The following is a 22590-nucleotide window of genomic DNA, read 5'->3' as shown; positions in this document are numbered from 1 at the left end:
ATCGTAAACAACACCGGGCTGAATAGGGGGTGAAGGTTAAACAACGGGGTTGCAAACACCACGGTCACCACCACAAAACTCAGGCCGACAATCAAAAAAACATTCACGGCAAACAGCCAGATGTTCAACATCATGCTCTGCGTCGAGGCGATGAAAATATGCAGCAACGAAAAAATACGCCTGACAGATATCTGCTCGATCCGTCATTCATCACTTCTGATTATCAACAAACTGCTGATACCATTTCTCCAACATACAGAGGGTCCACAGCGCATAGCTGTTGCCACCGTTAAAGTCGCTGACCACTTGGTGCAGTCTGTCAGGATAAAAAAACCTGGGTGACAGCGCCGAACGCTGGTTAGCGTTTCGGTGATGCGTGTTTTCATTGACGACACCATCCACGGTTCAAGCGGCACTGCCAGCTCCTGTTTTTTGCGATTAACTATATGGTCGGGAAGATAGCGTAGTGCCAAACACTCCAATAAATATTTCTCTTTACCTGCATTGAGTTTACGTCGCGCGGGTAAGCAGCTGCCAAACCCGACAACCTGCTTATCCGGGTACGTAACGCGAATCTCAAGCCAATTGGCCATTGAGCCAATGTCCACCCTGACCCTCTGCGCTTCCTGCATCCAGTGATTGCCGCCATATTCCATGGCAGCGCAAAGCGGTCATCTTCAGCGTGAGATCATCGCCCCGGCAAGTATGCCGGGGCTGGCTTGTCCGTTGGCAAAACGTCAGTAAAGGTCGGTGTCTGCAGGACGTTGAACACCGCTGGCGGAATAGCGTCACTGAATACGATGGTGACCAACGGCGAGGACCACCGTTGTAAAAATGGAGTATGCCGGTTGGGAACTGGCGACTGACGATCGGTGGCTCCGTCAGCCAGTTCGGTCACTGCCTGAGCGATCGTCTATAGCGGGCTGGCAGCGACACAGAATGATTAACAGGTCCTGTAAATGCTGTTGTTATGTTTTCTTTTGGTGGGTTCAATGTTAACGTCTGTTTTTTTATCTCGCCGGGATATACGCATGAAAAACCTTATTGCAGAACTGTTAGTCAGGCTGGCGGAAAAAGAAGTTGAGTCAAGAGAAATGAGGGTACAGGTTGAGGCGCTGGGCGTTGTGCTCACCGCATTACTGCGTAAGCTGGACGGCGATCAACTGCAACAAATCACCGACGGTATCAGTGCGGCAATGGCGGCAGCCTCAAAGATGCAACCACACAATGTGGGCGATTCAGTACTACTCAACAGCTATATTCAACGTCTGTTGACCCCTCCTCGCCCCTGATATTGCCCGTTTATGGCGTTATCCGCCTGAGATGCGTCAATCATTGCCGGGCCGGCCCTGGCCCACTTGTGTTCTCAATGGCAAAGGGTCTGAACCTCTTAAGCCTTGCTCATCTTTTCCGATTTGGCCATGCACTGTGCTATCGCCTGCATAACGGCTGAACGAAATCCTTTTTCTTCCAGCGTTCTGACCGCCTCAATGGTGGTACCTGCAGGGGAACAAACCATGTCTTTCAGCTCAGCCGGGTGCTTGCCCGTTTCCAGCACCATCTGTGCCGAACCTTTTACCGCCTGTGCGGCGAACTGATAAGCCTGAGCCCGGGGCATTCCTCCCAGCACGGCGGCATCAGCCATTGCCTCAATAAACATAAAGACGTAGGCAGGCGCGGAACCACTTACACCGACAACGGCGTGGATCAGGTATTCCGGCACCAGCGCAGCTTTACCAAATCCCTTGAAAATGGACACAATTTCATCAGCTTCTTCTTTGGTAACCAGCACGTTAGGCGTGACCGAGGTCATCCCTTCATTGACCAGCGCCGGCGTGTTGGGCATGACTCGGACCAGTTTACGATCGTGGCCAAGTACGCTGGCGAGGGCGTCCAGCGTTACGCCAGCCGCAATAGAAACCACCACGGTGTCTTTGTTCAGGCTGCCGGAAATATCTTTAAGGACGTTTAGCATCACGCCGGGTTTAACGGCACCGAACAGAATATCTGCCGCTTTGGCCACCTCTTCTGCACTTGAGGCGGGGGTGATACCGTACTGCTGCTGCATGGCCTGATTGGTCGCGGGTTTATGATCATATACCCAGATATCTTCTGGCGTTATCTGACCGGCAGACACCAGACCGCCAATAATTGCTTTTGACATATTGCCACAGCCAATAAAGCCTATTTTTTTGTCCATCGTCATGCTCTCTGTTGTCTTCAGGATTTGTCTGTCGCTAGCTTAACCCGAAAAGAACAGCAAAATCAGTATCGGCAACGCCATTGTGCTTTACGCTTTTTATTGCGCGCCGAATGCGCCGGTAAACACAAACGGTCGGCTGATATTTTCACAATATTGCTGTTAACATAAGCACTGGCTCTGCTCTGTTAGGGGATTTTTCCTGCAACCGCCTTAAGACACGATACGGGACGGCATTCAGAGTCACTCAGAGTTTATGCCATCAGGGCGGGTTTACTTGCCATTCTGGCCGTGGTCAGTGCCCGAAATCCTCACGTACCCGGTGTACGTTCCGGTTTCTGCGCGCTGCTCACCCCTTCGGGGCTGCCCTGTAGGGCGTTACAATGCAGGCATTTGTCTTCGCGCTGTCCGTGTCCAAACGGCCAGCGACAGTTACCCCTGATGGGACAAGCTCTTAACGTATTATTTTGACAAAACAGGAAACCGTCATGCCGATATGGGTGGATGCCGATGCGTGTCCGAAGGTGATCAAAGAGGTGCTCTACCGCGCCGCCGAACGTGAACAGATGGTGGTCACTCTGGTTGCCAATCAGTCGCTCAGTGTGCCGCCCTCGCGTTTTTTACGTACGCTGCGAGTGCCTGCCGGATTCGATGTGGCCGATAATGAGATCGTGCGTCGCGCTGAAGCCGGGGATCTGGTGATCACCGCAGATATTCCGCTGGCGGCGGAGGTGATGGAAAAAGGAGTAGTGGCGATTAATCCCCGGGGTGAACGTTACAGCGAGGCCACCATCCGCGAACGCTTAACCCTGCGCGACTTTATGGATACCCTGCGGGCAAGTGGGGTACAGACAGGGGGACCACCGGCACTCAGTCAGCGTGACCGTCAGCTGTTCGCTAATGAACTGGATAAATGGTTACAGTCCCGGAAAGGAAAAAACTGACGGGCAGGATGCTAAGTGCCGGATAAGGCCAGGTGCGGAGGACGCATTTACCTGGCCTGCATCAGCTTAAATGAAGCTGTCGTCGTCACCAAAATCGTTGCTGTCGAAGCCGTCACTGCCGAAGCCGTTACCGTCGTCCTGTTGAAAACCCGCATCCTGGCTGAAGAACTGGCTGTGGTCGCTGCTATTAAACGTATCGAGATTATTATCAAAGCTTTCCTGTGGTAACGCAGGCTCATTGATAATATTGACGATCTCCTCCGGCTGCGAATGATGGAACATGCTGGTCAGCATATCTGCCATCACCACGCCACCCGCAACGCCTACCGCCGTTTGCAGTGCGCCACCCAAAAAGCCCCGGCCTGCCGCAGGGGCTGACGAAGGAGGTGCAGACCAGTTCGGCTGTTGCTGAGTCGGTGCGTTACCCCACGGAGAAGATGGCTGAGATTGCAGATTTTGCGGTGGCTGTTGCTGGCGCTGTCCGCCACCAAATAAGCCGGAGAGAAAGCCGCCGCTGCTTTGTTGAGGCTGCTGTGACTGCGCTAATCGCGCTTCCAGCTCGCTGACCCGGTTGTTCAGCTGTTTCATGGCGGCGTCCTGGATCAGAATTGCCTGTGCCATGTAATAAGGCGCACCCGGCTGCTGCTGTACATGCTGCTGAATCAGTTTTTCCGCCGCGGCATCGCGCGGGGCAGACTGACTTTCTGCCTGTTTTAAACGGCCGAACAGGTTTTCGATTAACTGTTGTTCTTCGCTCTGCATGAAATAATCCTCTGAAACGGGCACAGTGACTATTTTGGGGTAAAAAAGGGGAAAGTAAACGGGGTTCGGGTAAGTAAATGTTGCTGATTTGTACTGAATAAAATGGTATTGTAAATTTTGTTTTACGGTGCGTATCCTGTTAAAAACATTGACATAACACCGCAAATCCTTCTCCTCGCTGTAAAGAAAAAGTTACTTGTGGTGATGGAAAAAAATAATCGGTATGATGCGACGCAAATTCAATCATTATCTGCTCTGCCAGCCGTCGCCAGAGACGACTGCAGGGCTGAGGAAAGTGGCTGTTATGTCGTTACCTTTGTATCTGGTCGGTGCACGGGGCTGTGGTAAAACCACCGTAGGTCAGGCGTTGGCCGATGCGTTGGGCTATGCCTTCAGTGATACCGATCATCACCTTTGGCAAACCACCCAGCGAACCGTCGCGGAAATCGTGGCGCAAGAGGGGTGGGAAGGGTTCCGACAGCGGGAGTCGCTGTCACTGCAGGCGGTAACGGCGTCGGGAACGGTTATTGCCACCGGTGGCGGGATGGTGCTGGCGGGCAGCAACTGCCAGTTTATGCGTGATCACGGACGGGTTATCTATTTGCGTGCTGAAGCAGGGGTGCTGGCCGCGCGTCTGGAAGCCTATCCTGAGCAGGACCAGCGTCCCACGCTGACCGGCCGTCCTGTTGCGGATGAAATGGTTGAGGTACTGGCCGCGCGCGATGCGCTGTATCAGCAGGTATCTCATTATGTCATTAATGCCATGCAGCACCCGGTTAACGTGGTAAATGACATTATCACTCTGCTTTCGCTGGCGCGCGCCAGCTGAGTCCGCCGCGTTTTTTTCAGTGTGATACGGCGATGACAGTAACGAATTACGCCTCTGTTCTGAGAAATTTCAGCCTTTGTCTATACTTAAGGCTCGCTCGCTGTCCGGGCACCGTGCCGGACAGATACCTGTTTCTTAACTGAGGGAAAAATTATGCCAGGCAAACCACCTTATCCGCGTGTCGCCAGTATCAAACCGGTGGAAAAAGGCACCCCCGGTAAATCAGTCACCTGGTATGAACTGCGCGCCGACTATCCTGCACCAGACACTCTGATTAGTGAGCATGAAACTGAGCAGGAAGCCATTGATGCCAAAGACCGTTACGAAGACCACAAAAAGGAATAAATCTGTATGGCAGGGATGCCTGACCTTCCCCTGCGATACCTTTTTCCGTTGATAACCATACGCTGACCGATTGCGCCTGGCCGGACGCTTTCCTTTCCTTATTTTCACCGCACTGTACCAATATTTAATCGTCTGCACTGCCTCCTCAGAACACAACTGGACAGACCACTGGCCAATTTTCTGAATAGCTTACTTCCACAAGATGACTCACCATTCTTTTCAGGAACCAATGCTACGCTGAGATCTTATCTCAAATTGGCTGATGAAAACCTGGCCCGCGGTCTACGATGGTGAATTTTGCGGAAAGTAAATCGATGAAGCACACGTTGGCGACTGTCACACTTTGCACTGGTCCATTGGGGCTGCTGCGGGAGTATGTCCCGGAAGCGCAGATTGCCCATTTTTGCCTGTTTAATGGCCTGTCAGCGGCTGAGATTGAGCAGCGATACGCGCCCGCTGCGGATGAAAGCGTGCTCATGACGCATACCGAAGAGGGTTCCTTTATCAGCCTGTCAGCGCTCAAAGTCAGTGATGCTTTGCAGGCGCTGGTGAAAAAGCTTGAAGATCAGGGCTTTGCCACTATCCTGATTTTATGCGCCGGTGAATATAACAAGCTGGTCGCTGAGCGCGCGGTCCTGCTGGAGCCTTACCGTGTTCTGCCGCCGCTGGTGAATGCGATTACCGGGGGGAATCAGGTGGGGATCATGGTGGCGCGCGAAGAGTATCTTAACCAGCAGGCCTGGAAATGGCGCAGTCTGGCGCTGAAGCCCTATTTTGCGGTGGCCAGCCCCTGGCAGGCCAGTCAGGACGAGCTGATTGATGCGGCGCTGACCCTGCAGGAAAGGGGCGCGGATGTGCTGGTACTGGATTGCCTTGGCTACCATCAACGGCATGGTGATTTTTTACAAAAACTGCTGGGCATCCCGGTGCTGCTCTCGCATACGCTGATTGCCAAACTGGCAGCGGAACTGCTGGTGTAAATCAGGGAATCCCGCTACCTTAAGAGCCTGTTCCGCGGGGCAGTTTTATTTGCCAGTATGGTTTGAGGCGGTATACAGCATCCCAGGCATTGCCGTCGCGCTGTTTATTGTCCATCCCCGGATTGCCTGTAAAAATAACGCCCGACGGGCCTGGCTGAGGCCAGCTGCTTACTCTTTATCTCTGATTCTAAGGATATCTATATGCTCAACGTCAGCGAGTATTTCGACGGAAAAGTGAAATCAATTGGTTTTGACAGTGCCAGCACCGGACGCGCTAGTGTAGGGGTGATGGCAGAGGGTGAATATACGTTTGGCACAGGGCAGCCGGAAGAGATGACCGTGGTCAGTGGCTCGCTGAAGGTGCTGCTGCCGGGCGAAACAGAGTGGAAACATTGTCAGCCGGGTGCGGTGTTCAACGTTCCGGGCCACAGCGAGTTTCATCTTCAGGTTGCGGAGCCTTCCTCGTATCTGTGTCGTTACCTGAAAGGCTAGTCTGTTGTCGGGCCGTGTTAGCGGCCCGACAACACGGTCAGCGCTGTGCTTCTCCGCCAAGGGCCTCGATGGTATTGCTAATCAGGGCGGCAAGTTCGCTGGTCATCAGGATAAAGTCGGCATCAAAGCGAGCCGCAACGTCTTCCCGATCGATATCATCATTTTGTTCACGCAGCGTATCGGCAAACTTCAGGCGTTTCAGCGAACCATCATCAGACAGCACCATCTGAAGACGCTCCTGCCAGTCCAGCGCCAGTTTAGTCACCAGCTTTCCCGCCTCGATATGGTTGGCAATTTCATCGCAAACCAGATCCTGTTTTTTACAGCGGATCACCCCGCCATCCTCCAGCAGTGCTTTCAGTTCGGCTTCATCCATCAGCGCAAAACCGGCAGGCGTTTCGCCAGAGCGAACCCATTCGGTCATGGTCAGCTCAATGGGACTTTCCATTGTCAGCGGCACCACCGGCAGCGAGCCCAGGCTTTTACGCAGTAGCGCCAGCGTATCCTCTGCTTTTTTGGCGCTGGCGCAATCGACCATGATCAGATGGTTAACGCTGTCGATCCAGAGAAAAGTCTGGCTGAAACGGCTGAAGGCTCTGGGCAACAGGCTGTGCAGGACTTCATCTTTCAAGGCGTCTTTTTCGGTTTTTTTCAGCTTGCGCTGCTGCTCTGCTTCCAGCTTGCCGATTTTGGCTTCCAGCGCCTGTTTGATTACCGGTGATGGCAGGATCTTTTCTTCCTTGCGGGCACAAATCAGGATTTGCCCATTGTTGATATGGGTTAACGCATCGCCGCGTGGGCCCATAGGGGAAACCCAGCCGGTCTTTGCCATATCCTGACTGCCGCAGGGAGTAAAAGTGAATGCGGCCAGTTGTTTTTCCATCTCGTCTGCCGCCAGCGACAGCTCACGATTCAGACGGTATACCATCAAATTTTTAAACCACAGCATGGTGCTTTCCCTCTCCGGCGCGTATCAGATGCGCTAATTCAACGACAGCGCGCATGATAGCGAATTGGCAGCGGGGTTTCATTGCCTTTCCACCGTTGGCCTTTTAAGGTAGTGGACGGAGAAAAATAATGAGGCACATCCCATGCGCATTGGTATCGATTTAGGCGGCACAAAAACGGAAGTGATTGCACTGGCAAACGATGGTGCCACGTTGTTTCGTCATCGGGTGCCCACGCCGCGCAATGATTATCAGCAGACGCTGGCGGCCATTGGCGGGCTGGTGCGGCTGGCAGAGAAGGAAACCGGCGCACGGGGCAGCGTCGGCATTGGCATTCCCGGCACCCTGTCGCCCTATACCCGGCTGGTGAAGAATGCCAATTCCACCTGGCTGAACGGTCAGCCGCTGGATAAAGATCTGCAAAAAATATTGGGCAGGGAAGTGCGTATCGCCAACGATGCGAATTGTCTGGCCGTCTCTGAAGCGGTGGATGGTGCTGCTGCAGGAAAATCAGTGGTGTTTGCCGTGGTGATCGGTACCGGATGCGGGGCCGGGCTGGCTCTTAACGGTCAGTCATATGCGGGCGGTAATGGCAATGCAGGGGAGTGGGGCCACAATACATTGCCCTGGATGGATGAGGATGAACGCCGCTATGGTGATGAAGTGTCCTGTTACTGTGGCAAGGCGGGCTGTATTGAGACTTTTATTTCCGGCACCGGTTTTGCCACCGATTATGGTCGGTTAAGTGGGCTGAGCCTGTCCGGCGCGGAGATAATCAAACGCATGCAGCAGGATCCGCTGGCCGAACAGGCGATGGGCCGCTACGAACTGCGGCTGGCGAAATCACTGGCGCAGATCGTCAATATTCTCGATCCACAGATGATTGTGCTGGGCGGCGGCATGAGCAACGTTGATCGACTCTATCAGACCGTGCCGACACTGATTAATCAATGGGTGTTTGGCGGGGAGTGCCAGACCCCGATTCGTAAGGCGGTGCATGGTGATTCAAGTGGGGTGCGCGGGGCGGCGTGGCTGTGGCCACAGTGACGCAGAGCGTACTTACTGAAAACCACGCCCGTGGGCGTGGTGAGTAATAAGGTTTGTCGCTTCTCAGGTAACCGTCAACGCTTTCCTGGCGGGGTTTTGCTCCACCCGTTGATGAGCAGGCAACATGGCCTTTTATTCGTTACCCCATAGCATGGCATCACGTGGCGCGCTGTCACGCTGTTTTTTAGTCATCAGGAAATAGAGATAGCCTGCTGCCATCAAGGCGACAAACAGCCCGCCGATCACCGCATTGAACCACAGCATGGCAATCAGGCAGACGAAAGCCAGCACCAGCGCAATCCCTGGTACCAGCGGATAGCCAGGTGCAAGGAACGTGCGCTCCAGTTCGGGAGCGGTGCGGCGCAGGCGAAACAGACTGAGCATACTCATCAGATACATCACAATGGCACCAAATACTGCCATGGTGATCATCGCCGCCGTCAGCGTCATGCCCTGGAGGTTAATCCAGCTGTCGCTGAAGATGGCGGCAATGCCGATCGCCCCGCCGGCAATAATTGCCCGGTGCGGTGTCTGGAAACGGGAGAGTTTTGCCAGACTGGCGGGCAGATAACCGGCGCGTGACAGGGCAAAGAACTGGCGGGAGTAGCCAAGGATAATACCGTGGAAGCTGGCAATCAGGCCAAACAGACCGATCCACACCAGCATATGCATCCAGTTCGAGTGCTCGCCGACGATCATCTTCATCGCCTGAGGGAGCGGATCGTTAATATCGGAGAGTTTGCGCCAGTCACCCGCGCCACCGGCCATCAGCATCACGCCGATGGCCAGAACCACCAGCGTCAGAATACCGCTGATATAGGCTTTTGGAATGGTACGTTTGGGATCTTTCGCCTCTTCGGCGGCCATGGCGGCACCCTCGATGGCGAGGAAGAACCAGATGGCAAAGGGGATGGCGGCGAAGATACCGGAAACGGCAGGCAAGCCAAAGTGCTCACTGCCCGACCAGCCGTTGGCAACAAAATTGGCCACGCTGAAGCCCGGTGCAACCACGCCCATAAACACCAGCAGTTCCATAACTGCCAGCACGGTGACCACCAGTTCAAACATCGCCGCCAGCTTCACACCGAGAATGTTCAGCGCCATAAAGACAATGTAGGCACCCACTGCGGCGTATTTCGGGTTTAGCTGCGGATACTGCACATTCAGATAGGCACCTATCGCCATGGCGATCGCCGGGGGGGCAAAGACAAATTCAATCAGCGTTGCCATCCCGGCAATCAGGCCACCGGTTTCGCCAAAGGCACGACGGCTGTAGGCAAACGGTCCCCCGGCATGTGGGATGGCGGTGGTCAGCTCAGTAAAGCTGAATATAAAGCAGGTATACATGGTGGCGATAAGCGCCGTGGTCACCAGAAATCCCAGCGTGCCCGCCACACCCCAGCCGTAGCTCCAGCCAAAATACTCACCGGAAATCACCAGGCCTACCGCAATGCCCCACAAATGGATCGTGCCCAGGGTGGGCTTTAGCTTGCTTGTCATACCGATATCCCCGTCATCAATTTTATTGTCAGTCGATAATGCAGCCGGTGTCAGGGGGAAACTTGACGCTGGCGTACTGTTTTTTGTGTTCTGCAGTCAACTCCGAGGCAAAAAAAGTGCCAGGTGTATTCTGAAGTTAAAACAGAGTCGTCTGCGGTCAAGCCGCTGATGGTCAGCAACGCCATGCTGGTAACACATGAAGCGGATAACCGACCTGCCAACCTTACGGAGCCAGATTATGACCGCCAGACAATATGACGATCTCGATAACGCGTCACTGCTGAAGCTTGCGCAGCGTGCCCTCACCTGTTACCCGTTTGCGCAACAGGGGAAACTCAGCCTGCTTTGCCGCTCTGAAAACGCCACCTTTTTGCTGGAAGCCGACGGTAAACGCTATGCGTTGCGCCTGCATCGCGGTAACTATCACCAGCGTGCAGATATCGAAAGCGAGCTGCACTGGCTGGATGCGCTGCGTGAAACCGGCATTGTGGTACCTCAGGCGGTACCGGATGTCACCGGGGAGACGGTATTGAACCTGCCGCTGGAGGATGGCAGCGTGCGTCATGCGGTGCTGTTTCACTGGATTGATGGCGAGATGCCGACCACCGACGTGGATCCGCGTGCTTTTCAGCAGCTGGGGCATATTACCGCCCGTTTGCATCAGCACAGTAAACAGTGGCAGAAACCGTTGGGATTTCAGCGCATTATCTGGGATCACCACAGCATGGTCAGCCCACAGGGGCACTGGGGAGACTGGCGCGATGCTCCCAACCTGCGGCTGGCGGATCGCCCGCTGGTGGAGGAGGTCATTGCCCGCGTTGACGGCGAGCTGCAACGGTTCGGTAAGGACACTTCCCGCTATGGACTGATCCACGCCGATCTGCGTCTCACCAATCTGCTGTTGCACCACGGCGAAACGCGGGTGATCGATTTTGACGATTGCGGTATGGGATGGTATTTGCACGATCTTGCAGCAGCGGTAAGTTTTGTCGAGCACCATCCTCGTGCAGCCGACTGGGTGGAGAACTGGATCAAAGGCTATGAACAGGTGTCACATATCAGTGACGAAGAGATGGCGCTGGTACCCACGCTTTTGATTCAGCGCCGCATTCAGATGCTGGCCTGGGTCGGTTCCCATGCGCAGACCGAGATGGCAATCAGTCTGGGGCCACAGTGGGCCGACCACTCGGTTCGTCTCTGCCGTCGCTATCTGGAGGGCGTTGAATTGCCGGTGGGTGTCTGACCTGGTATGAAAATTGCTGCTGTTATGCGATGTTTCTGTAACAGGGGCGATAACGATGGAAAGCGGTGTAATTAAACAGCCAGACGTGGCGGCGGCGCTCAATACCAGTTTTGCCTGCAACCGGGGCGTGCTGGCCGCGGCTGCCAGCGGATTAAGTGAGTTTATCTGCGACAAGGGTGGCGATGCCGACCGCATTTTTGGCATTAGCGGTATCGATCCTGAGCAGTTGGCCAGCCCGACGCTCAGTCTGGGGCTGGTTAACTACTGCCGTGTCATGGAAGAAGCAGCACGTTATTCAGGTTTTGATAACTTCGGTTTGCACTACGGTAAGCAGTTTAAACCACAGTCATTAGGTCTGATTGGCTATGTTGGCCTGTGCTCCGCTACGCTTGAGCAGGCGTTGCATAACGTGGTCAATGCTTTTCCCTGGCATCAGCATGACACCCTGACGCGGTTGGTGGACAAAGGCGACTGCTGGCGGCTGGACTATCAGGTGCGCCACGGGGCTATTCTGAGCCGCCGTCAGGATGCGGAGCTGACGCTGGGGATGTTTATGAATCTTGTCCGCCACGTGGCCGGGAAAAACTGGGCGCCGCGAGAGGTACACTTTGAGCATCCCCGTCCAGCGCAGTGGCATGAGCATTGTAAAGTGTTTGACGCACCGGTTTACTTCGATCAGCCGTTCAACTCGATGCTGATCGCCAAACGCGATCTGACCCGCACCATGCCGGACAGCGATCCCATGCTGCTGATGGTCATGCAGGATGCGATCCGCCGTCTTAACAGCGCTGCGCCGCAGCAAAATATCGTCGATCAGGCCCGCGCCCAGGTACACCTGGTGTTGCTGAAAGGGGAGCCGGTACTGGAAGACGTGGCAGACAGGATGGGCCTCTCCAGCTGGTCTTTGCAGCGCCGTCTGCGTGACGAAAACCTCAGTTTTACCGCGCTGGTGGATAAAGTCCGCTGTGAAATGGCCACCCATTACCTGCAACAGAAACAGATCCCCATTTCGGAAATGGCGCTGTTGCTGGGCTATTCCGAAGTCAGCGCTTTCTCCCGTGCGTTCCGACGCTGGTTTGGCATCAGCCCGCGCCAGTGGCGACAGCATGAAATAGCCAGCTGAATCGCGTCGTCTGCTCTCGCGGCAGCTGGCCTGTGCTGCTTTGCGTTTTGTCAGTGTTGCAGATGACTGATGTCGCGCTATCAGATAGTGACAATGCCGCCTCTCTGGCGCCGAAAGGGCGAAGCCACGCTGGCCCAGACCATTACGATCGTCTCTCGCTGCGGTTTATTGCGGTTTGAAGTCGATAACCATTTTTGGTGGGATCTGCTTCGGCGGCGGCGGTAAATTTTCCGCACTGCTGATGACGCTCCAGGTTTTCAGGCACAGCGCCTCATCGCCTGCGGTGCTCAGCACGCTGTAACGGCCATTTTGCCAGGTAATGGTGACCGCGCACTCGCGACCTTTATAATGCGCCGCATGGTAAAAATTACGCTGAATACCGTACTGCATCTTTGCGTAATACAGGCAGACATCACGCGATGCTGCGTCCGAGGTATGACACTGTTTTTCCGCCGCCTGCTGTATTTGTGCCGCCGTGGGTGCCGGTAGCTTCTTTGCCTCTTGCGATGGGTGCCTGCCTGCCTGGCACGCTGTCAGCAATATGCTCAACAGTATAGCGCCCATTTTTTTTCTGTTCGCTGTCATTTATTCTCCGGGATGATAAAAGGATTGTTCCTGACAGTCATAGTTTACAGGCTTATTTGCAGGGTGACAGATTAACCATGACGCTTAGCATTAATTACAGATTATTTACCTGTAATTAGTTTGTGCAACATGACTGTTTTTTTATCAATAACGCATTGCGCCCTGTACATGACATTATTCCGGGGGACTTGTATACTCCGGCCTGCGCTGTATTCACTGATACTTTTATTCATGGACAAGAAAAAGTAATGAAAAATCCGCATAATTTATTGCCTGGCATAGTGCTTTGTTGTGGTGTTATTACGGGATGCGCAACGGAATCTTCCCGTTCCATTGATGCACCACAGGTCACTGCCGCCAGCCAGCCGACTTACACGGGCGTGAAAAGTCCGATTGCCATTGGAAAGTTTGATAACCGTTCGTCTTATCTGAATGGTATCTTTTCTGATGGTGTCGATCGCCTGGGAAACCAGTGCAAAACTATCCTTATTACCCACCTACAGCAGACCGGGCGTTTTAACGTGCTGGACCGTGCCAATCTTGATGAACTCAGTGCGGAAGCGCGCTACAGGAAAACCGGCCAGAGTATAAAAGGGGCCGATTATGTCGTGACCGGCGATATTACCGAATTTGGTCGTAAAGAAGTGGGCGATAAGCAGTTATGGGGGATCCTGGGACGCGGTAAAACGCAGGTCGCTTATGCAAAGGTTAACCTGAATATCGTCGATGTGGTCACCTCGTCCGTGGTTTATTCCGTGCAGGGTGCTGGGGAATATAAATTATCTAACCGTGAAATAGTAGGCTTTGGTGGCACCGCCAGCTATGACGCCACATTAAACGGTAAGGTGATGGATCTGGCGATCCGTGAAGCGGTTAATCATCTGGTCAGTGGTATTGAGTCCGGCACATGGCGACCGGTTAAATAATAACGGGAATAATTAATGAACCACATAAAATCTATTCTGGCAGCTTCCGCCGTGTTGCTGTTAGCCGCCTGTGCGCAAAAACCAGCCACTACTTATTATTGGGGCGATTATCAGTCTTCTATATATCGCTATTATCAAAATACCTCGTCGTCGGAAAAAGAAATTGCAAACCTCAATAAGGTTATTCAGGAAGCACACGCCCGGAATAAACCTGTTGCGCCTGGCTTGCATGCTCAGCTTGGGTTGCTGTATGCCAATAGCGGTCATTCTGAGCTGGCTTTCCAGCAGTTTACCGCCGAGAAAACGGCTTTCCCTGAATCCGCGTCCTATATGGATTTCCTGATGCGTAATAAGCAGAGTGCTAAATAATGAAAAATTTCTTAGCCATCGTTGGCCTGCTGGCTGTAGTGACGCTGACCGGCTGTGCGAAAAAAACGCCACCTTATGATTATACCGCCTTCCGTGAGAGCAAACCGGCTTCGATTCTGGTGCTGCCGGCGGAAAACCACGCTACCGACATCAACGCGGCGCACAGCTTTGCCTCGCTGGTGACCCAGCCGTTGGCGGAGTCTGGCTACTATGTTTTTCCTGTCGCGGTGGTGGAGGAGACGTTTAAGCAGAACGGTCTGACCAGTGCCAGCGACATTCGTAACGTCAGCGCGGCAAAACTGCACGGCATTTTCAATGCGGATGCGGCGTTGTATATCGACATCACGGAATACGGCACGAAGTTCATCGTCGTGGACAGCATGACAAAGGTGACCGCCACGGCGAAGCTGGTGGATCTGCGTACCGGCAAGACTGTCTGGAGCGGCGCGGCGACGGCGACTGACAACGAGAGCAACCACAACGGAACTCAGGGTCTGCTGGGATTGGTGGTCAACGCAGCGGTGAAACAGATAACCAGTAACATCACTGATAAAACCCACGATGTTGCGGCGCTGACCAGCGATCGTTTGCTGAGTGCCAACACCAACGGGGGTATCCTGCCTGGCCCACGTGCGAAAACAGCGATACGCTAACCGACAGCGGCACCGTGCCGGTTGTGGCGGTGCCGCTGCGTGTTCAGCGGCATGTTTTGCCGGTTGCCGGTCAGGCGGTCGGCGTTTCCAGTTTACTGTAGCCCAGTCCGTTGATTTTCCTTACCTTAATCTGTACCGGGATCCTTTCTTTCATCGCCTCCACATGGCTTATCACGCCGATGGTTTTCCCGCTGGCGTTAAGCGCATCCAGCGCATCAAGCGCGCTGTCCAGCGTCTGTGCATCCAGCGTGCCAAAGCCTTCATCAAGAAACAGCGATTCAATGCGGGTTTTATGGCTGACCAGATCGGAGAGCGCCAGCGCCAGCGCCAGACTGACCAGAAAGCTCTCGCCGCCGGAGAGGGTGCGGGTATCACGCAGCGTTTCTGCCTGCCAGGTATCCATTACCTGCAATTCCAGCGCCTCATCAGATTTGCGCTGCAACAGATAGCGTCCGTGTAACCGTTTCAGCTGTTGATTGGCCAGCCACACCAGATTATCCAGCGTCAGTCCCTGAGCAAACTTGCGGAATTTATCGCCTTCTTTCGAGCCGATAAGCAGATTCAGGTAGTTCCAGTCTTCCACCTGCTGTTCTCCCGCGGCAATCTGCGCCAACAGCTGTTTCTGTTGCTCACGTTGTGCGTCATCGCTGAGCAGTTGCTGGCGTACCTCCCCCTGCTGGCGGGCATTTTCCCGCAGTTGTTCCGCCAGTGCGTTCACCGTTTCGTTCAGGGTAGTGGGGTCGTCTGGCACATCTTCCGGCTGCTGCTGTTGCCGTGCAGCGAGGGTTTTCTGCGCCTGTTCCAACAGCACGGCGGTCTGTTGGCGACGGCTGTCGTGCTGTTTTTGCAGCGCTTTCAGCTGTGCGGACTGCGCCTCATCAAGCAGGGCGGCGACAAAATGTGTCTCGTCAGGGAAGTCGCTGGCGGCGAGCGACGTGGTAAAGGCGTCGCGGGTCTGCTCCAGCCGCTGCCTGAGCGTGTCTGCCTGCCCGGTGAGAGAGTGAAGTTGTCCGTTCAGGGTATTTAGCTGGTCCTGCTGCTGCTGCCACTGTTGTTGCAGCGCTTCGCTCCGTTCCGCGTGCTGTTGTGACAGCGTTCGCAGCTGCTGCTGCACGCTGGCCACGATCCGTTCACCGAACAGTGCCTGCCGCTGTCGGCGCTGGTCGGTAAGGCTGTTCTGTTCCGTGGCAAGACGCTGTTCCAGTGCGGCAAGCCGCTGCTGTTCGCTGGCGATAAGCTCATTAAGCGACTGTTGTTGTGTGAGCAGGGCGGTCAGTTGGGGAAGTATCTCCGTCAGTGCCTGCTCCGCCTGTCGCCATTGCTGCCACTCAGTCTGCCGGGCGGCCAGCCAGCGGTCATGTTCACCCTGTGCCGGTAGCGTCAGGGCATATTCAGTCAGGGTGCTCTGCAACAGGTCGCGCTGTTGTTCTGTCCCCTGGATCTGCTCGGTCAGCCGTTGCTGCATATCGCCAATGCCCTGGCTGAGAGTAAGTCGTTGCTGACCTGTCAGCTGTTGCTGTTGCTGAAGTTCGTTCAGTTCCTGTTGGCGTTGGGCAAGGAGATCCTTGCTGTGTTGCAGCGCCTGGGCGCTCTGTTGCAGTTGTAACAGCTGTGCCTGGGCGTTGTTTTCCTGCTGCTGCTGGTCTTCCAGCCACGCATTGACCTGCTGCTGCCGATCCGGCGCGAAATCCAGCGCCAGTGCGTCAAGCGCTGCCTGCCACTGGCTTTGCAGCTGGGTTTTCTGCCGGTCGCTTTCACTGTGCTCCTGCTGCAATTTCTCCAGCTGGCTTTGCAGGTTCTTCAGCTGTTCACGTTTTGCTATGCCCTCGTCCTTGCGTTTTTCCACTTCAGCCTTCAGCGTCAGTAAACGCTGCTGGGTTTCCGACGGGCTGACTGACTGATACTCACTGACCGCCGGATGCTCACAGGCACCACAGAGCGGGCACGGCTGCCCCGGCTCCAGCCGTGCGCGGTGCTGTTCCAGATCGGCGATGCGTTGCTCAAGCTGGTGACGTTTTTCCACATCCTGCTGATGCTGGTATTTTTCTTTCCAGTCGTTACGCAGGATAAGCAATTGCTGCCCGGCCTGCCGGAGTTGCTCTGCGGTTTCCTGTTGGCTGGTAAGCACTCGCTCACGCTGTTGCATCAGCTGCTGCCATTGCGGCATCAGCAACGCCAGCATCTGCCTTTGTGGTCGCTGCTGGTTAAAGCGGGTGAGCCGTTCCTGCAACTGTATTTCTGTATGCTGCTGCTGCAGGGCCAGCTGCTTTTTTTCCGCTTCGGCGTAGTGTTGCTGAGCCTGTTCCAGCGCCAGTCGTCGGGGGCTGGCCTGCTGTTCGAGCTGGCTTTCCTGCTGCTGCAACTGCGTCAGGCGTTGCTGTTGTTCCGTGAGCTGATGCTGTTGTCTTTGCCGCGTGTTTTCACTCTGTTGCAGCTGCTCAAAGCGGGCCTGCCACAGTGGCAAGGCTGCTCCCCAGTGGGCAACATGCGGATTCTGCTGTTGCCACTGCTGATGCTGCTGCTGCTGCGTGCGTTTTTCTTCCTGTGCCTGCCGGTTTTTTTCCAGTGCGCGCTGATGTTCGCCGAGTGAATGTTGGTACTCACTTACTTCTTTTGCCAGCGCGACCGTCTGTTGCGTAAGGGTGTCGATGCGGTTATCCAGTGGCAGCACACTCTCTGCGATCAGTGTCTCCTGCTGCTGGCGGAAGGTTTCGTGCTGACGACGCGCCTCATCTTCTGTTTTCAGCTGAACGCTGGCGGCATCCAGCTGCTGCTGTTGCCGTTGCCGCTCTGCGGCCAGGCGTTGTTGTTGTTGCTCCAGCACCTGCAAATCCTGTTGCTGCTGTTGGTACTGCTGCCAGAGTGGCCGCAGTTTTTCCGCCGGCTCGGCGCGGGCCAGCCTGTCCAGTTGAGGTTTGTCCTGTTGCCATGCAGTGTCAGCCTGACGGTGCTCCCGTTGTGCTGCGGTGACGGCCTCATTTTCGCTCAGTAACTGTTGATACCACTGTAATAACTGTTGCTGGCGCTGATGGCGGGTAGTGAGCGCCTGCTCCTCTGCTACCTGTGCGTAAAGCTGGCGGCCCAGTGATTTTCGCTGCTCCTCATCCAGCAACGCCATGCCACCCGCACGGGCGCGCAGCGTCTCCAGACCCTGGCGGGCGTTTTTATAACGTTCGAACACACTGGCTGACAGACGACCATAGATCTCGGTGCCGGTCAGCTCCTCCAACAGTTCAGCCCGGCTGTTGGCATCGGCATTAAGAAAGGCGGCAAACTGCCCCTGCGACAGCATCATCGATTTGGTGAAACGCCCGAAATCCAGCCCGGTCAGCCCGGTCAGCATCTCCAGTTTGTCTTTCACTTTATCCGCCACGATCTTATTGTCGGCACAGCGCGCCAGTTCCACGCGCGGTGGTTTCAGGTTGCCGTCCACCGCACCGCGCGCCCGGCCCTGGCTCCAGAAGGCGCGCCAGGCCTCGCCTTTTACCTCAAATTCCACTTCGGCCAGACAGTCGGCCGTGTCGCGGGTCATCAGGTCATTTTGTGTGTGTGACAGTTTCCCCAGCCGGGGCGTTTCGTGGTAGAGCGCCAGGCAAATGGCGTCCAGAAGGGTGGTTTTGCCTGCCCCCGTTGGGCCGGTAATGGCAAACAGGCCGTTGCTGGCGAATGGCTCGGCGGTGAAATCAATTTTCCACTCGCCTTTCAGCGAGTTAAGGTTTTTAAAGCGTAACGTCAGGATTTTCATGATTGTTCCCCGTCATCAATTTCTGCCAGCGTCTGTTGAAACAGTGCGGCAATACGGGCCAGCCGCTGTGGCTCCGTACCCGGTTCCATTGCCAGACGTCGGTCAAAAACGTCCTGCACGCTAAGTTCGCTTAACGTCTCGTTATGCTGTCGCGCGAGGATTTGTTCCCGCTGTTCACGGCTGCGGCGTAGCAGCACCACTTCCACCGGCAGACTGAGCGTCATCTCCTGGATACGACGCTGCAAGTCGTTCAGCCAGGCGTCAGTGACCACCTCAATGTCCAGCCAGACGACTTTGCCGTCCGGCGGTGGCGGAAGGGTCGTCAGCTGGTGGGCTATCTGTTCCAGCGAGCCTTTGATCATCTGCATTGGCTGAAATTGTGGGATGGTCAGAGGCGTGACGCGATGCAGCTTGCCGTCAGTGAAATCCACCAGGAAGACGCTTTTCGCTTTGCCCAGTTCATCAAAACTGAGCGGAATGGGCGAGCCGCTGTAACGGATATGCTCTGTTCCGGCTATTTGCTGGGCGCGGTGGATATGCCCCAGGGCGATGTAATCGGCGGGTGGGAAAGCCTGTGCGGGAAAGGCATCCAGCGTGCCGATATAAATATCGCGCACCGCGTCGCTTTTGGTTACGCCGACGGTGGTCAGATGACCCGTGGCGATGATCGGTAGCCTCCGCTTTAGTGTCTCGCGCTGTTTTTCTGCTTCCTGCCAGCACTGTTGGTAGTGAAGGGCGATGGCCTGCAACAGCGATTGCTGCTTTTCGTTACCGGACAGGCCGGACTGGCTGGTGGTGATATCACGCGGGCGCAGAAAGGGAATGGCGCACAGCAGCGCCGCCGGCTGGCCATCACGGTCGTTGAGTTGCAGGACCTGCTGGCGGGGATGCGCCGTAGCGGCGGCGATGACCCGGGTATTCAGGCAGGCAAGCAGTTCCCGTGATTCATTTAGCACCGCCACCGAATCGTGGTTGCCGCCCAGTATCACCAGCTGGCAACCGGTCGGCTGCAATGTGACGATAAAGTGGTTAAGCAGTTCGCGGGCATAGCTGGGGGGCGATCCGGTATCAAAAATATCCCCGGCGACGATAATCGCCTCCACCTGATGTTCTGCCACCTGTGCCAGTAGCCAGTCTAGAAAGGCCTGATGTTCAGCAGCCCGGCTTTTCGTATAAAAAAACTGGCCCAGATGCCAGTCAGCGGTGTGAATTATTCGCATGGGATCCCTTCTGTGCGGAGCGCATGGTTGACGATTATAAACCGACCGGGCAAAAACCCCAGCGTGAATGGTCTCTGGCGGGTAAACTGCGTTGTGAAGGGTGCTTTTTTCATAAAATTGTCATAAAACTGACGCATACTGACGCCGCAAATCCAGTGATATCCCGTCACCGTAGCAGGAGCAATAATGGCCAAGCGCATTCTGGTGGTTGAAGATGAAGCCCCAATCCGTGAGATGTTGTGTTTCGTTCTGGAGCAAAATGACTACCAACCTGTTGAAGCGGAAGATTATGACAGTGCGGTAAGCCGGTTGATTGAACCCTGGCCAGATTTGATCCTGCTTGACTGGATGCTGCCAGGCGGTTCAGGCATTCAGTTTATTAAACATCTGAAGCGCGAAGCAATGACGCGGGATATCCCGGTGATCATGCTGACGGCGCGTGGCGAAGAAGAGGACCGCGTGCGTGGCCTGGAAGTGGGGGCGGATGATTACATGATTAAACCTTTCTCACCGAAAGAGCTGATTGCCCGCATTAAAGCGGTGATGCGCCGCATTTCACCGATGGCGGTGGAAGACGTTATTGAGGTGCAGGGACTGAGTCTCGATCCCTCTTCCCACCGCGTCATGTCTGCCACTCAGCCGCTGGAGATGGGGCCGACGGAATACAAACTTCTGCACTTTTTTATGACCCACCCGGAGCGGGTCTACAGCCGTGAACAGTTGCTGAATCATGTCTGGGGCACTAACGTTTATGTCGAAGATCGTACCGTTGACGTGCATATTCGCCGCTTGCGCAAAGCACTTGAAGTCAGTGGGCACGATCGCATGGTGCAAACGGTCCGCGGGACCGGGTACCGCTTTTCCGCACGTTTCTGAACGTTCGTACTGGAGTTTTTACCTTGCTGGAACGCCTCTCCTGGAAGAGATTACTGCTGGAGCTGATGCTGGTCTGCCTGCCCGCGCTGCTGATTGGGCTGGTGACAGGTTATCTGCCCTGGCTGCTGCTGCTCGCGGTACTGCTGCTGCTGGGCTGGCATTTTGCCAACCTGTTGCGTTTATCTCACTGGCTGTGGATTGACCGCAGCATGACTCCGCCTGCCGGGTGTGGCAGCTGGGAACCGCTCTTTTATGGTTTACATCAGATGCAGATACGAAACCGTCGCCGTCGCCGTGAGCTGAGCCATCTGATCAAACGTTTTCGCAGTGGTGCGGAGTCGCTGCCTGATGCGCTGGTGCTGACCACCGAAGATGGGATTATTTTCTGGTGTAACGGTCTGGCACAGCAACTGCTGGGACTGCGCTGGCCGGAAGACAGCGGACAGAATATCCTCAACCTGTTGCGTTACCCGGAGTTTGCCCGTTATCTGCGTCAGCACGATTTTTCCCGTCCGCTGACGCTGGTGCTGAATAACCAACGCCAGCTGGAAATTCGCGTGATGCCATACAGTGAAGGTCAGTATCTGCTGGTGGCGCGGGATATGACTCAGATGCATCAGTTGGAGAGTTCGCGCCGCAGCTTTTTTGCCAACGTCAGCCATGAGCTGCGTACGCCGCTGACGGTTATGCAGGGATATCTGGAGATGATGGCTGAAAGCGGGATGAAAGAGGCACAGCGTGATAAAGCCCTGCATACCATGCAGGAGCAAACCCGCCGTATGGATGGCCTGGTAAATCAGCTGCTGACGCTCTCGCGTATTGAAGCCGCACCGGCGCTGGATTTACAGCAACAGGTTGATGTGCCGCTGATGCTCAGGCTGTTGCAGCGTGAGGCGGAGGCGCTCAGTCAGGGGCGTCATCAGATTCATTTCAGCAATGATGACACCCTCAGGGTGTTTGGTAATGATGAACAGCTGCACAGTGCGATTGCCAATCTGGTTTATAACGCGGTGAATCACACCCCTGAAGGAACGCGTATCACCATTGGCTGGCAGAGAACGTCTCAGGGGGCGACATTCAGCGTGCGTGACAGCGGACCCGGCATTGCACCGGAACACCTTCCGCGTCTGACGGAACGTTTTTATCGCGTTGATAAAGCGCGCTCACGTCATACCGGCGGCAGCGGGCTGGGGCTGGCTATTGTTAAACACGCGCTCAGTCATCACGGTGCCCGACTGGAAATTCGCAGCCAGCCGGGAAAAGAGACCTGTTTCAGTTTTACCCTTCCACCCCGGTTAATTGTCAGTGAGCCGTTATCTGACAGTGCGGCGTGGTGAGGGCAGTGAAGGCGATACGATTTCGATAAGTTCAAATTCTTCGGCCACCACCTCCATGCTGTCGGACCAGGTGCCTTCGCGCCGGAAAAAGGCCTGATGGGCCTGTCGCCAGTGGTTAAGGCTGAGATCGCCTTCCCCCTCTTTTCTTGCATGCTCTTCTGTCACCCCATTAAAACGCATCAGCCGCAGGGAGAGGGTTCGGATGACGCATACCGGATGAGCATCACCGTTAAGGATAATGCTGTAGCCACCAATGGCTGGCGGATTTTCTTCCTTTTCAAAACAACAGAATGAACTGCATGACGCGGTTTTTATCCCGCTGATAACGAGGTCTGCCAGCTCGTCAGCCAGTTCGTGGCTGTCACCAAACGACCAGGCGATAGCGCCAGGGTATTTTTTTTCAAGCGTTGCTGTCTGATCCATGCTCAGGCTCCGTAACCTTGGTTAGCAGATAAAATTAACACGGG

23 protein-coding genes are annotated in these 22590 nt (G+C 55.0%); 14 read left to right on the top strand and 9 right to left on the bottom strand.

Going from position 1 to position 22590, the window contains the following annotated elements; genetic code table 11:
- Positions 1-203: 203 nt before the first annotated feature.
- A complete protein-coding gene (locus EB241_RS03340) occupies positions 204-593 on the bottom strand; it encodes an asparagine synthase-related protein (protein WP_233592535.1) in 390 nt (129 codons plus the stop codon).
- A gap of 438 nt (positions 594-1031) precedes the next feature.
- On the opposite strand from EB241_RS03340, the gene iraP reads away from it, so the two are divergent.
- A complete protein-coding gene (gene iraP, locus EB241_RS03335; RefSeq protein ID WP_124231800.1) occupies positions 1032-1292 on the top strand; it encodes an anti-adapter protein IraP in 261 nt (86 codons plus the stop codon).
- A gap of 98 nt (positions 1293-1390) precedes the next feature.
- On the opposite strand, the gene proC is transcribed toward iraP, so the two are convergent.
- Complete coding sequence (gene proC, locus EB241_RS03330; RefSeq protein ID WP_124231799.1) at positions 1391-2200, bottom strand: pyrroline-5-carboxylate reductase; 810 nt, start codon at positions 2198-2200, stop codon at positions 1391-1393.
- Positions 2201-2688: 488 nt separating this feature from the next.
- Here proC and EB241_RS03325 point away from each other — a divergent pair, with 488 nt between their 5' ends.
- The gene (locus tag EB241_RS03325) at positions 2689-3144 is read left to right on the top strand and encodes a YaiI/YqxD family protein (protein ID WP_124231798.1); all 456 of its coding nucleotides are present in this window, start codon (positions 2689-2691) and stop codon (positions 3142-3144) included.
- A gap of 66 nt (positions 3145-3210) precedes the next feature.
- On the opposite strand, the gene EB241_RS03320 is transcribed toward EB241_RS03325, so the two are convergent.
- Positions 3211-3906, bottom strand: a complete 696-nt coding sequence (locus EB241_RS03320) for a DUF2076 domain-containing protein (protein ID WP_124231797.1) — start codon at positions 3904-3906, stop codon at positions 3211-3213.
- A gap of 304 nt (positions 3907-4210) precedes the next feature.
- On the opposite strand from EB241_RS03320, the gene aroL reads away from it, so the two are divergent.
- From aroL to ppnP, 4 genes are all read left to right on the top strand, one after another.
- Positions 4211-4735, top strand: a complete 525-nt coding sequence (gene aroL / locus EB241_RS03315; protein ID WP_124231796.1) for a shikimate kinase AroL — start codon at positions 4211-4213, stop codon at positions 4733-4735.
- A 153-nt stretch (positions 4736-4888) separates the two neighbouring features.
- Positions 4889-5080, top strand: a complete 192-nt coding sequence (locus EB241_RS03310) for a YaiA family protein (RefSeq protein WP_124231795.1) — start codon at positions 4889-4891, stop codon at positions 5078-5080.
- A 314-nt stretch (positions 5081-5394) separates the two neighbouring features.
- Positions 5395-6060, top strand: a complete 666-nt coding sequence (locus tag EB241_RS03305) for an AroM family protein (RefSeq protein ID WP_124231794.1) — start codon at positions 5395-5397, stop codon at positions 6058-6060.
- 201 nt (positions 6061-6261) lie between these two features.
- A complete protein-coding gene (ppnP, locus tag EB241_RS03300; protein ID WP_124231793.1) occupies positions 6262-6552 on the top strand; it encodes a pyrimidine/purine nucleoside phosphorylase in 291 nt (96 codons plus the stop codon).
- A 37-nt stretch (positions 6553-6589) separates the two neighbouring features.
- On the opposite strand, the gene rdgC is transcribed toward ppnP, so the two are convergent.
- Entirely contained in the window at positions 6590-7501 is a 912-nt protein-coding gene (gene rdgC, locus EB241_RS03295) for a recombination-associated protein RdgC (protein ID WP_124231792.1), read from the bottom strand.
- Positions 7502-7643: 142 nt separating this feature from the next.
- Here rdgC and mak point away from each other — a divergent pair, with 142 nt between their 5' ends.
- Positions 7644-8546, top strand: coding sequence for a fructokinase (gene mak / locus EB241_RS03290; RefSeq protein WP_124231791.1), 903 nt, complete (start codon positions 7644-7646; stop codon positions 8544-8546).
- Positions 8547-8678: 132 nt separating this feature from the next.
- On the opposite strand, the gene eat is transcribed toward mak, so the two are convergent.
- Positions 8679-10046, bottom strand: a complete 1368-nt coding sequence (eat, locus tag EB241_RS03285) for an ethanolamine permease (RefSeq protein ID WP_124231790.1) — start codon at positions 10044-10046, stop codon at positions 8679-8681.
- 238 nt (positions 10047-10284) lie between these two features.
- Between eat and EB241_RS03280 the strand changes: the two genes are divergently transcribed.
- Both EB241_RS03280 and qhpR read left to right on the top strand, forming a co-directional pair.
- Positions 10285-11289, top strand: a complete 1005-nt coding sequence (locus tag EB241_RS03280; RefSeq protein WP_124231789.1) for a phosphotransferase enzyme family protein — start codon at positions 10285-10287, stop codon at positions 11287-11289.
- A 55-nt stretch (positions 11290-11344) separates the two neighbouring features.
- Entirely contained in the window at positions 11345-12412 is a 1068-nt protein-coding gene (gene qhpR / locus EB241_RS03275) for an AraC-like transcriptional regulator QhpR (RefSeq protein WP_124231788.1), read from the top strand.
- A 165-nt stretch (positions 12413-12577) separates the two neighbouring features.
- Here the strand turns inward: qhpR and EB241_RS03270 are convergent, their stop codons facing one another.
- A complete protein-coding gene (locus tag EB241_RS03270) occupies positions 12578-12997 on the bottom strand; it encodes a cell envelope integrity TolA C-terminal domain-containing protein (protein WP_124231787.1) in 420 nt (139 codons plus the stop codon).
- Positions 12998-13245: 248 nt separating this feature from the next.
- On the opposite strand from EB241_RS03270, the gene EB241_RS03265 reads away from it, so the two are divergent.
- Genes EB241_RS03265 through EB241_RS03255 form a run of 3 tightly spaced genes read left to right on the top strand, consistent with a single transcriptional unit; the run spans position 13246 to position 14945 of the window.
- Positions 13246-13923, top strand: a complete 678-nt coding sequence (locus EB241_RS03265; RefSeq protein WP_124231786.1) for a CsgG/HfaB family protein — start codon at positions 13246-13248, stop codon at positions 13921-13923.
- A gap of 15 nt (positions 13924-13938) precedes the next feature.
- Positions 13939-14292: a DUF4810 domain-containing protein gene (locus EB241_RS03260; protein WP_124231785.1), complete on the top strand. Its 354-nt coding sequence runs from the start codon at positions 13939-13941 to the stop codon at positions 14290-14292.
- Positions 14292-14945 (top strand): DUF799 domain-containing protein, encoded by a 654-nt coding sequence (locus EB241_RS03255; RefSeq protein WP_124231784.1) that lies wholly within the window; start codon positions 14292-14294, stop codon positions 14943-14945. Before EB241_RS03260 ends, EB241_RS03255 begins: the two co-directional genes overlap by 1 nt.
- A 70-nt stretch (positions 14946-15015) precedes the next feature.
- On the opposite strand, the gene EB241_RS03250 is transcribed toward EB241_RS03255, so the two are convergent.
- The gene (locus EB241_RS03250) at positions 15016-18690 is read right to left on the bottom strand and encodes an AAA family ATPase (RefSeq protein WP_124231783.1); all 3675 of its coding nucleotides are present in this window, start codon (positions 18688-18690) and stop codon (positions 15016-15018) included.
- Positions 18687-19910: an exonuclease subunit SbcD gene (sbcD, locus tag EB241_RS03245; protein WP_124231782.1), complete on the bottom strand. Its 1224-nt coding sequence runs from the start codon at positions 19908-19910 to the stop codon at positions 18687-18689. The genes EB241_RS03250 and sbcD overlap by 4 nt, the downstream gene beginning before the upstream one ends.
- Positions 19911-20096: 186 nt before the next feature.
- Here sbcD and phoB point away from each other — a divergent pair, with 186 nt between their 5' ends.
- The gene (gene phoB, locus EB241_RS03235; protein ID WP_124231780.1) at positions 20097-20786 is read left to right on the top strand and encodes a phosphate response regulator transcription factor PhoB; all 690 of its coding nucleotides are present in this window, start codon (positions 20097-20099) and stop codon (positions 20784-20786) included.
- A 23-nt stretch (positions 20787-20809) separates the two neighbouring features.
- Positions 20810-22123 (top strand): phosphate regulon sensor histidine kinase PhoR, encoded by a 1314-nt coding sequence (gene phoR / locus EB241_RS03230; RefSeq protein WP_124231779.1) that lies wholly within the window; start codon positions 20810-20812, stop codon positions 22121-22123.
- Here the strand turns inward: phoR and EB241_RS03225 are convergent.
- On the bottom strand, positions 22100-22546 hold the full coding sequence (locus EB241_RS03225; RefSeq protein ID WP_124231778.1) for an ASCH domain-containing protein: 447 nt from the start codon (positions 22544-22546) through the stop codon (positions 22100-22102). The two genes, phoR and EB241_RS03225, sit on opposite strands and share 24 nt — an antisense overlap.
- Positions 22547-22590 lie beyond the last annotated feature (44 nt).

This window comes from Erwinia psidii (genome assembly GCF_003846135.1).
GTDB lineage: Bacteria > Pseudomonadota > Gammaproteobacteria > Enterobacterales > Enterobacteriaceae > Erwinia > Erwinia psidii.
The sequence above is the reverse complement of the archived record's forward strand: the minus strand, read 5'-3'. Positions and strand labels throughout refer to the sequence as shown.